Below are 13,542 nucleotides of genomic sequence, written 5' to 3'. Positions count from 1 at the left end.
CCGCTTTGTTTAGCTCAGACGTCTTTGTATCCACTGTGAAATGTCGTTAATTTGCTGGGCACAGACACCGTGTTCCATCGCATACTGATGATAAGCGGGCTGATAGCCTTTACTTTCAAGAGCGTTAAGAGCTTGCTCGCCCAATTGTGGAGCCACCACCGGGTCTAGAGAACCATGCATAATATTGATATCAATATGTTTATTGCTCTCGTGAAGCTCAATTGTCTCTTTGGTCGCAAAATACGTCGACATCGCAAGTAACCCTGCCAAGGGCTGTGAGTAGGTCAGTGCCGCTTGATAGGCAACCGCTCCACCTTGAGAAAAACCAGCAAGAATAATGCGATCAGATTTGATCCCACGCTCTATCTCACGGTCAATCAACGCTTGCACCGCGCTTGCAGACGCATTTAATTGTGATAAATCGACCTTACGCTCAATGCTCATATCTAAAATATCGTACCAAGCAGGCATGACCACTCCGCCATTGATGGTGACGGGAATCGAAGGTGAATGAGGAAATATAAATCGAATCGCGCACGCTTTCGGAAGAGCTAACTCTCTAACGATAGGTTCAAAATCATGGCCATCGGCCCCTAGTCCGTGCAACCAAATAACGGAAGCATTTGCTGTGGTCTTTGGTTCAACTTCCGCTGTCAATAAAGTCGTCATTGTTGCTCTCTTTGCCGTTGATACAGGATAAAGGCTTTAGTTTACCGCTAATTGGTTATTGCGCCCACATCTGTCTGCCTCATCGACTCATTATGCTTCATCGACTCATATTGATATTGGCTTTAGTCAGGCATTGCTTTATGTTAACGACACATTTAACAATAAAAATATAACGATTATGAATACCGCTTTGCTGGGAATGTTTATTCCAACCTTCTTCTTTGTCTCGATCACTCCAGGCATGTGTATGACGCTCGCACTCACATTAGGTATGAGCATTGGCTATCGCCGCGCCTTATGGATGATGGCAGGTGAACTTGTGGGCGTCGGCTTGGTTGCTGTTGCAGCGGTATTGGGTATTGCAGCGGTCATGCTCAATTACCCCTGGCTGTTTGTCGCACTCAAATTCATTGGTGGTAGCTACCTATTTTATTTGGGCATACAAATGTGGCGTTCGAGAGGAAAGCTAGCCATCAACCTCAATGACACATCACCCGTCACACACAGTGATTGGGACTTGGTGGTTCAAGGCTTTGTGACAGCCATTGCCAACCCGAAAGGCTGGGCATTTATGATTTCACTCTTGCCGCCCTTTATCGATCAAAGTGCTGATTTAGCGCCTCAATTGGTTGTCTTGGTTTCGATCATTCTTTTGTTCGAGTTCATCTGCATGACTCTGTACGCCACTGGTGGTAAAGGGTTGAAGAGTCTATTGGGCCAATCACACAATGTGCGATTAATGAACAGAATTGCAGGAACCCTAATGATGGGCGTCGGTGTTTGGTTATTTTTGACTTAATACAGGGCACTCATACCAGCGCCCTCTTTCGCCAGTCAAAGCAGTGAAGCCATGAATTAATTAAATGTGGCTCACTGCCCTCTAGCTCGCTTGAAGGGCGTAACTTGGTTTATAAGTCAAATACTCCCCCATAACGTCACTACTCACCGGTTTTGCTTTTAAGAAACCTTGGACATAATTACAACCGCAACCTCGCAAGGTCGATAACTGCATTTCCGTTTCAACCCCTTCAGCCACCACTTCGAGCGAGATAGAATGCGCCATTGAAATAATCCCTTTGCACAAACGACTCGACTTATGACCTACGTTATCAATATGACGCACAAAACTCTGATCGATTTTGACCGTATCCACGGGATACTCACTAAGCACCGATAAAGACGAATAGCCCGTGCCAAAATCATCGAGATAGATCTTCGCACCTAAGTCTTTTATTTCCTTTAGCGCATTGACCGTACATGATGAATCGCTCAGTAGCAGTGACTCTGTTATTTCAATCCCCAGTAAGCTGGCTGGAAACTTCGCCTGGCTTAACGCACATTGCAAAGTATGAATGATATGATTTGACTCGAATTGCTTGGCCGACACGTTAATATTGATCCGAGGTATATAGCTTAATGATGAGTCATGCCAAAGCGATTCTAATATCTCACAGACTTGCCTGACCACCCAGTCGCCCATTTTGATGATCAAACCGGCTTCTTCCGCTACAGGAATAAATTCGGCCGGGGATATTGGCCCTTTTTCAGGATGATTCCAACGCAGTAGAGCTTCAAACCCAGACACTCTCTCTGTCTTTTGACAAAAAATAGGCTGGTATACTAAAGATAACTGATTGCTTTCTATGGCAATAGCCAGCTCTTGCTCCAATACAAAGCGCTGCTTCGCTTGTATGAACATAGAGTCATTAAAAAACACCACTTTTTCAGTGCCGGATTGCTTGGCCTTGTACATCGCGGTATCGGCTTCTCGTAAGATGCTCGCGAGCGACTCAGAAGGCGAGGTAACAATCGACACCCCGATGCTCGCGCCTAAATGACAGGTTTGCCCTTTAATGCTATATGGCTTAGACAAAAGATCAGAAAATCGCTGACATAAATCTCCCACGATTTTTTCATCCACTTGATTGGGTAAGCAAATCACAAACTCATCCCCACCAAACCGAAAGCTAATATCGCCTTTCCGTGCATTATTCTTTAAACGAAACGCGACCTGCTGCAATACATGGTCACCAACAATATGCCCCATTGAATCGTTGATGACTTTGAATCTATCGAGATCGATAAAAAGAATGGAAAAACCACGCGTTTTTTCTTGGCCAATGAGTTCTAGTTGATGCTCTATTTTCTCACTCAATGACTGCCGATTAAATAGGCCTGTCAATTCGTCTCTTGTGGCCTGAATTTCAAGGCTTTCCGTTTTTTCTTTAACAATCCGATCTGAAATTTGCAAACGATGGGCATAAAAACTGACACCAATCGAAACCGACACGGTCAGCAACAGTATCAGGATCACTGCGGTTGAACCGTAAATCAGTAGTCTCGTTTTGTCATCTATCATCGAGATCGATATTGTCCAGTTTTGGCCTATGAGTGGTAGCTCGACCAACTGAGTATAAACAAGCACCTGATCATAATAAGAGGCTTTCTTTAGAGCTAAATTGACATGCGATTGAAAAATAACGGAATCATTTTGTGTGCTGGTGTTGGCAACCGAAATATTGAGCTTGTTAGAATTGATTTCACTTTTCCATGTTACGCCCAAAAACTCATGGAATAGAACGCTGGCCACCACGAATCCCTGCAGTTCATTTTCACTCCCTAACACCGGAAGAAACAATTTTATCCCTTGGTTGTTCTCATCTTCAAAAGCACTCGTCGCGATACCTTGCTCCAGGAGTGACGATTTCATCGCGGCTGAATAATCGCAGTGGGTATCCAGCCTTTGCCCCAAAAAGTCACTGGCTTCAAACTGAGGTGAAACATAATAAACAGGTAACGTTGCGCTGCCCAACCCAAACGCACATGAATTCGTTTGATCCATGCTGGGCAATAATCGAAAACCGAGTAGCCCCTCTTTTTTGGCTTGCTGTTCAAATTCAATCACGTCATCGGACGCCACTAAAGGCACCCACAATACAGAATGAATGCCCGACCCTATTCCCGTTCGGGCATCAAGGAATCGTTGAAACTGTGATTGAGACGGGCTGTTACCGTTTTGCATAAACTTTTGAGTCGCATAGATCAACTCAGACAATGAGCGTATTGATTGCTCGAGCAGTTTCATCTTGCCGTGAAATTGGATTTCTAGTTGATCGTGCAACTTGCGGGACTCATAAAACTCGACGGTGCGAAAACTGAAAAAGGCGACGACAAGCCCTATCACCCAAATTAAGAGAAAAGATTTACGAAAAAACAAGACCTTCAATGCGTCATGCTCTATTGATAGATTACATGAATACCACTCTATCATAGCCTTTTCTCTAATGATAATGATTCTTATTTATTTAACATTCACGATGTGTCTGAATACATTCCATCTGGATCACTAAATCAGGTTTTTTGATAACGATTTAGATTAATTTCTCACCGCCAATGAGATACTGCCCATAAGGAAAACAGACCTTATTCGGGAGGCGTTATGAACACAAAACTGGGTCATGTTATGTCATCTAGCCGGTTAGTTTGCTTTAGTGCTTTTCTTGCTGCTACCTTTGCATGGATATTAAAAATGCCCGTACTCTTCTTTGTTTCAGCGGCCTTTTTATTATTCAGCGCTTTTATCTACCTCGCTGATATCGTAAAAAATAGGACCAAAGAAAAAGGCACATAATTCGTAACAGGAGTAGGTGCGCCCTAGCCTGACTTTGAATAGACGACTTTTCTTACTGTTGGGTTTAACGGATATCTGCGAATGGCGCTATCTGTTGTATAGTGAGTGGTCGGTTGTTTTTAAGAAAGAGCTGGGGGTGCTGCATCTTAGCCGGTCTACCCGTTCTTTTTCGTTAACATCGGTATTTAACTCGACAAAACCGAACGCGCCTTCAAGCATCTCATTGTAACGTTCCACAGGAAGATGACCTGAACTGAATGCAGTATCAACCACTTTGCGATACTGCTCTTTATCAAACTTAGGATGATGAGCGAATAGAATGATATGGGAGGCACCTTTCGCATGAGGTTGATTGAACTGGAACATATTGGCGAACGTTCCGTGAAAACGCTCTTTGGCGTGATCGAATTCATGAATGATAAACTTTAAAGGTTGCGAGTTGATGGAAGACGCAGATAGGCGGATCGCTTCTTTGATACGTCCATATCTTCCGCTGAAATTCGCTTTTGTGCATCGTATTTTTTTGCCGTATAGCGAGTATTAAGATCGGCAATGATCGAGTGTGTCATGCCTACTCTTTTTGGCTCTATTGCTTCTTTATATTCATAACGATTTCAACGATAAATTATTTTTGTCGTTAAGAAAAAAATGATTCGTTTTACCTTTATTTCAATTCCGTACATATTCGCCCCGAAAATACCCCACTTACTTTTTCGGAGGCTCCTACATTGGAAAACATTCTTATCACCGAGCCTAAAGCTCGCATCTCTGTACCGGTTATTGCGCTCTCTCTTTACGCAATTGCATCCGGTTATTTGATGAGTTTGATGCCTCTGATGTTACCTCACTATGGCCTAGAAAGTAGCTTGGCCAGTTGGCTAGCCAGTATATTCTATGCAGGGCTTTTAGTCGGCGCGATCGCCATTGAACCAATGGTAGTAAAGCTCGGGCATCGTAATGCGTTTATTTCGTGCTTGTTGATCTTTATGATCTCAATTGTTGTGTTACCAATTCTCTCTTATTCATCTATTTGGTTAGGCGCTCGTTTTGTGGCGGGTATCGCAGTCGCTGGTGTTTTCGTTATCGTCGAATCATGGCTGTTACATGGTGATGAGTCCAGCCGAGGAAAACGCTTAGGCCTTTATATGGGGGCCTTGTATGGCGGATCGTCTTTCGGGCAACTGGGTATTGGTTACATCGGCGTTATTGGCAGCGTTCCTTACATCGCTATTTTTTCATTATTATCACTGGCCGTCATGGTCCTGATTTTCGGAAAATCGGATCAACCTGAAAGCGAAGAAGCATCGAGACTGTCCATCCGACAAATAGCTAAGTTGAACCATGCTGCCATAATGGGGTGCATCGTCTCCGGCTTAGTGTTAGGCGCTGTTTACGGGCTAATGCCGTTAGAGCTTAGCCACCGCGGAACTGGAAATAGTGAAATAGGCAGCTTGATGGCACTGGTCATACTCGGTGGGATGGCCGTTCAACCCACGGTTCCTTGGTTGTCGAAATACCTCGGCAGAACACTTCTTATGGCAATGTTTTGTTTATTAGGTGTCGCCGCCATGGCACTTTCTGCCATGAGCACCGACATGGGTACGTTTGCTGTTTGCTTATTCATATTAGGAATGGCGAGCTTCGCGCTCTACCCGATCGCCATCAACCTAGGGTGCGATGGTCTTGATGCTAACTACATTGTTTCAGCCACTCAGGTGATGCTATTTAGCTACAGCATCGGCTCAATACTTGGGCCAGTACTTGCGGATTGGTTTATGCAGTCACAATACGGATTAATTGGGTATTTATTCGTGTCCTTACTGTCGACCTGTTTATACATGTTGTTTGCTAGTATGAAAGGCAAACGCCAAATCATTGCAGGCGAATAATTCAATTTTGTCACGATTAAAAAAGGATGCCGTTTGGCATCCTTTTGTTTTTATGGTTTCAACATGAACTAACGATTATACGTCGTATGTTGTAGAAGCAGTGTCGCCGCCTGTACCAGTCCAGTTTGTGTGGAAGAATTCACCACGCGGACGGTCAGTACGCTCGTAAGTGTGAGCACCGAAGTAGTCACGCTGAGCTTGTAGAAGGTTCGCTGGAAGACGAGCTGTAGTGTAGCCGTCTAGGAACGTCAGTGCAGAAGTCATGCATGGCATTGGAATACCAGATTCCATAGACTTAGCGGCTACTTTACGCCAAGCGCCCATGCAGTTGTCTAGGATACCTTTGAAGTAGGCATCTGAACCTAGGAAAGCGATCTCTGGGTTCGCTTCGTAAGCATCACGAATGTTGCCCAGGAATGCAGAACGGATGATACAACCGCCACGCCACATAAGAGCAACGTTACCGTAGTTTAGATCCCAACCGTTTTCGTTCGACGCTTCACGCATTAGCATGAAACCTTGAGCGTAAGAGATTATCTTAGAAGCCAGTAGAGCCTGACGGATTGCATCAACCCACTCTTGCTTGTCGCCTTCAACTGGAGCAACAGTCTTGCCGAACAGTTGCTCAGCTTCAACACGTTGATCTTTCAATGCAGACAGGCAACGAGAGAATACAGACTCAGTGATTAGAGTCAGTGGGATACCCATGTCTAGTGCGTTTATACCTGTCCATTTGCCCGTACCTTTTTGGCCAGCAGTGTCTAGGATTTTCTCAACGAGCGCTTCACCGTCTTCATCTTTGTAGCCAAGGATGTCAGCCGTGATTTCTACTAGGTAGCTATCTAGCTCAGTTTTGTTCCAGTCAGCAAATACAGCCTGCATTTCGTCGTGGTTCAACCCAAGGCCATCTTTCATGAACTGGTAGGCTTCAGTGATAAGCTGCATGTCACCGTATTCGATGCCATTGTGAACCATCTTAACGAAGTGACCAGCACCGTCGTTACCCACCCAATCACAACAAGGCTCACCCGCGTCAGTTTTCGCAGAGATACCTTGGAAGATAGGCTTAACCGCTTCCCAAGCTTCAGGAGAACCGCCTGGCATGATAGAAGGACCGAAACGAGCGCCTTCTTCACCACCAGAAACACCCGTACCGATGAAGTGAATGCCTTTCTCACGAAGAGCAGCAACACGACGGTTCGTGTCTGGGAAGTTAGTGTTACCACCATCAATGATGATGTCACCTTTGTCTAGAAGTGGTACAAGCTTGTCGATGAACGTATCTACAACGTCACCCGCACGAACCATCAACATCACTTTACGTGGCGTTTCTAGCTTCTCAACGAGCTCTTCTAGAGAGTAAGCACCAACAATGTTAGTCCCTTTCGCTGGGCCTTCTAGAAACTCGTCTACTTTAGCAGCAGTACGGTTGTGAGCCACAACTTTGAAGCCGTGGTCGTTCATGTTTAGGATAAGGTTTTGACCCATTACTGCTAGGCCAATTACACCGATATCACCTTTCATTATTTTATCTCCTTGCGGCTATTCGCACTTATGCGATAGCACTTGCTGCATTTGAATCTAGGAACCACTCTGTTTCGCCAGTTTTAGACTGGATCTTCGCTGCCGGGTAAGGCAACTCTGAAGCAGGTGTTGTATGAATTTCTTTAACGATGTCAACTTTACCGGCACCCAGTACTAGGTAGCTGATTCGTTTTGCGGCTTCTAACACTTTCGCGGTCTTAGAAACTCGGATCTGCCCCGACTCTGGGTGAGAAGCTAATACAGATAGGTTCTCATCTTGGTAGTCCGTTGTGCCCGGGAATAGTGACGCTGTGTGGCCGTCTGCGCCAACACCTAGCAAAATCCAATCGAATACAGGCGTACCGTTTTCAGTTGGAATCACGTCTGCCATCTCTTTCGCGAAACGCTCAGCTTCTGCTTTAGGTTCATCTTCACCACGAATGCGGTGGATGTTTTCAGCTGGCAGGTTTACTTTTGAAAATAGCAATGCGTTTGCTTCACCAAAGTTACTTTCAGCGTCGTCTGCTGCCACGCAACGTTCGTCGCCCCACCAGAAGTGAAGGTTATTCCATTGAATACCTTCTGCGTATGGTGCTTCCGCTAAAAGCTTGAAAAGCATTTTTGGCGTGCTGCCACCCGACAGTGAAATGTGTACAGGTTTGCCCTGTTCGCTGTACGCTTTCATTTCGTTTGCTAGGTTTTCAACAACCAGTTCTGGCGTTGCAAAGATCTTGTGATTGATCATAGTTCGCAGTAATCCGTATCCGTTAAGTTTTTGCATGGGAAACGCCATGCTCGATTATCTCTCTCCAGAAGTTCAAACGCTTCTTGAGGGCCCCACGTTCCACACGCGTAACCAAAAAGTGCTTGTGGATCCTGTTTGAAATCTAGAATAGGTTGCACATACTTCCAGCATGCTTCGACCGCATCGGTACGTGCAAACAGGGTCGCGTCACCGTTTAGCGCATCAAGAAGTAAACGCTCGTAAGCTGTTAGCATCTGAGTTTCTGGCAGATCAGAGTAAGAGAAGTTCATTTTCACTTCTTTTGCTTTGAAGCCTGCTCCTGGCTCTTTCAAACCAAAGCTCATCTGAATACCTTCATCCGGTTGGATACGGATAATCAGTTTATTTTCAGGCGCATCTTGGCCGAAAACAGGGTGCGGTGTGTTCTTAAAGTGAATCACGATTTCAGTGACACGTGTCGGTAAACGCTTACCCGTACGCACGTAGAAAGGCACACCGTTCCAACGCCAGTTGTTGATGTAAGCTTTTAAACCAATGTAGGTTTCAGTACGCGAGTCGTCGGCTACGCCGTTCTCTTCACGGTAACCAAGTAGGTGTTGACCACGAACGTCAGACGCTGTGTATTGACCTAACACGAGGTCTTTACGCAGGTTTTCTTCTTCAAGCGGTTTCAAACACTGAAGGACTTTCACCACTTCATCACGAATTGAATCGGCATTGATTTGCGCAGGTGGCTCCATACCCACCATGGCCAAAACTTGCAGCAAATGGTTTTGGAACATATCGCGCACGGCGCCAGATCCATCGTAGTATCCACCACGCTCTTCTACGCCCAAGAACTCTGCGCCCGTGATTTCAACGTAATCAATGAAGTTACGGTTCCACAACGGTTCGAACATGGCATTAGAGAAGCGCAGTACCAGAAGGTTTTGAACCGTTTCTTTACCTAGGTAATGGTCGATTCGGTAAATCTGGTGCTCTTTGAAATGATGATGAATTTCTTCATCTAGCTTCTGGGCTGATTCAAGGTCGTAACCAAAAGGTTTTTCGATAATAAGACGACGCCAACCATTGGATTCATCATTCAAGCCATGTTCGGCAAGATTAGCTGGAATTACGCCGTACAAGCTAGGCGGTGTCGCCAGATAGAATAATGTGTTGTGGTTGTCGAATTGATACTCTTGCTCGATTTGCTCTAAACGTGTCGCTAATCGACCATAATCTTCTGCATCCGAGGTATTAATCGCTTGGTAATGCAGATGCTCAATAAAGGCATTCAACACTTCTGGTTCGGTTTTTTCCATTTCCTGAAGCGATTGCTTTAATTTTGAGCGGTAAGATTCATCGCTATAATCAGTTCGGCTTACGCCAAGGATCGCAAACGATTCTGGCAACTGATTATTTGCATAAAGGTGGTATAAAGCAGGGATCAACTTACGATAAGTAAGATCGCCCGAGGCACCAAAAATTACGATGCTGCTATTTTCAGGTATTACCATCATCTTTCCTTTGCAAACGAGGTATTAAGTATGCGCTAAAGGTAACAGCGACATCCTTAAATAGATACTAGGCTCTGCCTATCGTAATGATAGATAAAACCGATGACGTTGATTGGTAACAGAGTTGAAAAGTCACCTAGATATGGGCGCGTATTGTCTATTACAAATTGATTTACATCAAGTCAGGTTTGTGAGGTAAGTCCTGTTTTTTTTCTCATTTCGGCGTGCACTAGGAAAATACGGTTCGAAACATACCGTCAGGTCATTGAATCGTTTTCGTCGTATTGAAGGTGCTAGTGAAATATTGAATGTAAGCGTATTAATCCATTTAATACGCTTATTGGATGGGTTCAGAACGCTTTGGGTTCGTTCAATATACTTTTGATTGCATACACTACAATCGAGGCTGAATAAACGGCTGAATATAACAGGGACTAAGCAAAACAGCCTTCAGCGAAAACAGAAACAGAGAACAGAGACAGAGAACAGACGAATTATGAACCGCTCACCGCCTGTCCATGATGTTTCGTCAGTTGAACATAGAGTGCGTCTTTTAATTCCATTCGCTGGAGTTTGAGCGTATGCATACTGTTGTCGTCGATAGGACTGCCCGATATCTCTAACTGTCGAATATCGTAATCTAACTGGTGATATTGCTGAAGGTCAGCTTTAAAGGTGGGATCGTCGTGGTTAAGCTGGACAATGTCTAATTTCAGCTCTGGGAAATCTAAGATAAAAGCATGGTTTTCATTTAGCATCGGCATTCACTCTTTCATTGATTCTTTCGCTATTGTAGAGCCATTTGACCACTAAAAATGTGGCTTAATACGCAACCTGAACGAAAAAAAAGCAGCAACGAAAACGAAAGCAACAACGAAAAAAGCCAACTCATAAGAACGACTAATTCAAAGAGTTGGCTGAAATCTTACCGGATGCTATAGCGCATTACTCGAGTTGCTAATGCACGTCTAGCACATAGGGGGGTGGTAAGATCAGGAGATCGCTAGCACTCCGTGTATTTCGGTTTTTATACTGTCGGACTGCGTACCAAAGATGGCTTGTAAGCTGTCACCTATAACAAGAACCTCTCGTGCACCTAGCTGTTTAAGCTTCGTTTTGTCTACGTGAGCGATATCTTTTACACTTACTCTCAAGCGAGTAATGCAAGCATCCACAGACTTAATATTCGCTTTACCGCCTAACGCCGCCACAATATCCACTGCGATCTCATCAGGCTGACCTGCGATGACCACTTCCGCTATGTCTGTCTCACGACCCGGTGTTTTTAGATCTAGCTTAGTAATTAAGAAACGGAATAAACCATAGTACAAACATGCCCAAATTGGCCCAATGATAAAGAACATCCACGCATTACTCGACATTGGGTAATACAAGAAGAACTGAATGGCGCCATGAGCGAAATCGGTACTGTGTTTAATTTCCAGGAACGCTGTTAGTGCAAATGCAATCCCCGTTAAGAAGATATGGATGATATAAAGCACTGGAGCCACGAATAAGAAAGTAAATTCAATCGGCTCGGTGATACCTGTTAACCAAGAGGTTAAAGCCGCGGTTAACATCAAACCGCCCACGACTTTTTTACGCTCTGGCGTTGCACAATGGTAAATGGCTAATGCAGCAGCAGGGAGTGCCCACATTGAGTACATAAAGCCACCAGACAAGTACCCTGCTGTTTTGTCGCCAGCAAAGAATCGAGAAAGTTCACCAGTAATTTCTTTTCCTGTTTCTGGGTCAATGTAACTCCCCACTTCAAAGAAGAATGGCGCATTCCAAATATGATGTAAGCCAACAGGCAGTAACGAGCGTTCGCCAGCGCCATAGATCGCCCAGGCTAGAACAGGATTTTGATACGCAGCCCAGTGAGAGAATGCATCAAGCATTTGCCCAACAGGCGGCCACAAGAACGCAAGCACTGCGCCTACCGCGATGGCTGTAATACCGGTAATAATGGGAACAAAACGTTTTCCGGCAAAAAAGCCTAGGTATTCGGGCAACCGAATATTATAAAATCGGTTATACATCATGGCGGCAAATGCACCGATGATAATACCGCCAAAGACGCCCGTTTGGAGTGTCGAAACTCCCATAATGGTCGCATCGGTTTCAAGCCCGCGAAGCCCAGTGACAATACCAAGCGACGCATTCATGATGATAAGTCCAACAAGGCCCGCCAAAGCAGCAGCCCCATCATTACCTTTTGATAGCCCAAGTGCTACGCCCACAGCAAACATGAGCTGCATGTTGCCAAAAACGCCATCGCCTGCCGCTAACATTATTTTACTTAACGCGTCGGGTATAAACGCAAATCCAGCATTACCGATCCCCAACATTAAACCTGCTACGGGCAGTACCGCCACAGGCAACATTAACGATCGCCCTACTTTTTGTAATTGTCCAAAGAGATTACTAAACATTCTTCCCTCCTAGTTGGAGATTGTTTTTTGGTATGAGCCACTTGAACCCAAACAGCTCGATATGTTCACCATTAGTGTTTTATAAATGTGTACTTATAACTAGGTACTTATAAATAGGTGCTTATAAAAATGGGTAGTTAATAAAAATGTGTGCTGTAAACGTTGTCTTGTTTAGCGCCCAATGATCATATCGAGAGATTGAAAAGCGAAGGTTACAAATGAATAGGATTTTGTAAGCTTTCACTTACAAAAAATGTGCTTTGTAAGTGGCAAATTACATTAACAACAATTGAGTTCATGAATAGGTCAATGCATGATGTTATCCATGATATTGATAAGATTATTTTTATCTGAGTCGACAGTTTGTTCTGGATGCGCATTGTTACGAGGTAGACCATGCGTTGATAGCGCCCTCTGTCAAAACACGATGGGTAAAGCAGTATGGATAGTAAACAAATTCTGGTTGTCGACGATAATATGGAACTGCGTGATGCACTCATCGATTATCTCGGAAGAGCAGGTTTTGAGGTGGTTGGTGCAGAGAATGGCGAGGCAATGTGGCGCGTTTTAGACAGCCACCAACCTGATTTGATTATTCTGGATATCATGATGCCTGGCGATGATGGTTTCACTTTGTGCCAGCAATTACGACGTCTATCTGATGTACCCATTATTATGCTGACTGCGGTCACAGAGGAAGCAGACCGTGTAGCAGGCCTAGAAATGGGCGCGGATGATTACATTACCAAATCCTTTAGCCCACGGGAGTTGCTTGCCCGTATCAAAACCATTTTACGTCGCAGTCACGTTTCAAATTCAACCAAGTTGGCTCGTAAAATTCGCTTTGGAGAATGGCAGATAGATACGGTGACGCGTCAGCTCATCCATATACCAAGTTGCTCTATTAAACAACTGAGTGGGGCCGATTTAACACTACTCTTGCTGTTCGTCAGCCACGCTGAGTCAATATTATCGAGAGATGATATCGCCCGTGAGATTTGGGGACGAGAAGCGGATCCACTAGAGAGAGGAATTGATGTTCAGATCAGTCGCTTACGTCATCACTTAGAAGATAAGGATCGCTCACTCATCATTACAGTGCGTAACAAGGGCTACATGCTTACGACTCACGTTCTATATGAATAACACT

11 protein-coding genes and 1 pseudogene are annotated in these 13,542 nt (G+C 44.6%); 4 read left to right on the top strand and 8 right to left on the bottom strand.

Translation table 11 applies throughout. From position 1 onward, the window contains the following. Positions 1-9 precede the first annotated feature (9 nt). On the bottom strand, positions 10-669 hold the full coding sequence (locus tag QF117_RS12950; protein ID WP_282389301.1) for a carboxylesterase: 660 nt from the start codon (positions 667-669) through the stop codon (positions 10-12). Positions 670-847: 178 nt separating this feature from the next. Between QF117_RS12950 and QF117_RS12945 the strand changes: the two genes are divergently transcribed. After that, complete coding sequence (locus QF117_RS12945) at positions 848-1,468, top strand: LysE family translocator (protein WP_282389300.1); 621 nt, start codon at positions 848-850, stop codon at positions 1,466-1,468. An 81-nt stretch (positions 1,469-1,549) separates the two neighbouring features. On the opposite strand, the gene QF117_RS12940 is transcribed toward QF117_RS12945, so the two are convergent. Next, entirely contained in the window at positions 1,550-3,940 is a 2,391-nt protein-coding gene (locus tag QF117_RS12940; RefSeq protein WP_282389299.1) for an EAL domain-containing protein, read from the bottom strand. Between the two features lie 168 nt (positions 3,941-4,108). Here QF117_RS12940 and QF117_RS12935 point away from each other — a divergent pair, with 168 nt between their 5' ends. Beyond that, a complete protein-coding gene (locus QF117_RS12935; RefSeq protein ID WP_282389298.1) occupies positions 4,109-4,300 on the top strand; it encodes a hypothetical protein in 192 nt (63 codons plus the stop codon). 177 nt (positions 4,301-4,477) lie between these two features. Here the strand turns inward: QF117_RS12935 and QF117_RS12930 are convergent. After that, a pseudogene (locus QF117_RS12930) lies at positions 4,478-4,869 on the bottom strand (nitroreductase family protein); the annotation flags it as partial. A 159-nt stretch (positions 4,870-5,028) separates the two neighbouring features. On the opposite strand from QF117_RS12930, the gene QF117_RS12925 reads away from it, so the two are divergent. After that, on the top strand, positions 5,029-6,189 hold the full coding sequence (locus tag QF117_RS12925; RefSeq protein ID WP_282389297.1) for an MFS transporter: 1,161 nt from the start codon (positions 5,029-5,031) through the stop codon (positions 6,187-6,189). A gap of 75 nt (positions 6,190-6,264) precedes the next feature. Here the strand turns inward: QF117_RS12925 and gnd are convergent, their stop codons facing one another. From gnd to ptsG, 5 genes are all read right to left on the bottom strand, one after another. Continuing rightward, on the bottom strand, positions 6,265-7,713 hold the full coding sequence (gnd, locus tag QF117_RS12920) for a decarboxylating NADP(+)-dependent phosphogluconate dehydrogenase (protein WP_282389296.1): 1,449 nt from the start codon (positions 7,711-7,713) through the stop codon (positions 6,265-6,267). Between the two features lie 28 nt (positions 7,714-7,741). Then, complete coding sequence (gene pgl / locus QF117_RS12915; protein ID WP_282389477.1) at positions 7,742-8,458, bottom strand: 6-phosphogluconolactonase; 717 nt, start codon at positions 8,456-8,458, stop codon at positions 7,742-7,744. Beyond that, complete coding sequence (zwf, locus tag QF117_RS12910) at positions 8,455-9,957, bottom strand: glucose-6-phosphate dehydrogenase (RefSeq protein WP_282389476.1); 1,503 nt, start codon at positions 9,955-9,957, stop codon at positions 8,455-8,457. Before zwf ends, pgl begins: the two co-directional genes overlap by 4 nt. Before the next feature lie 494 nt (positions 9,958-10,451). After that, positions 10,452-10,715, bottom strand: coding sequence for a YdcH family protein (locus tag QF117_RS12905; RefSeq protein ID WP_282389295.1), 264 nt, complete (start codon positions 10,713-10,715; stop codon positions 10,452-10,454). A gap of 234 nt (positions 10,716-10,949) precedes the next feature. After that, complete coding sequence (ptsG, locus tag QF117_RS12900; protein WP_282389294.1) at positions 10,950-12,392, bottom strand: glucose-specific PTS transporter subunit IIBC; 1,443 nt, start codon at positions 12,390-12,392, stop codon at positions 10,950-10,952. Positions 12,393-12,833: 441 nt separating this feature from the next. Between ptsG and QF117_RS12895 the strand changes: the two genes are divergently transcribed. Then, the gene (locus QF117_RS12895; RefSeq protein ID WP_282389293.1) at positions 12,834-13,538 is read left to right on the top strand and encodes a response regulator transcription factor; all 705 of its coding nucleotides are present in this window, start codon (positions 12,834-12,836) and stop codon (positions 13,536-13,538) included. The last annotated feature ends 4 nt before the right edge of the window (positions 13,539-13,542 follow it).

This window comes from Vibrio sp. YMD68 (assembly GCF_029958905.1).
Taxonomy (GTDB): Bacteria; Pseudomonadota; Gammaproteobacteria; order Enterobacterales; family Vibrionaceae; genus Vibrio.
This window is presented reverse-complemented; position numbering and strand designations above follow the sequence as displayed.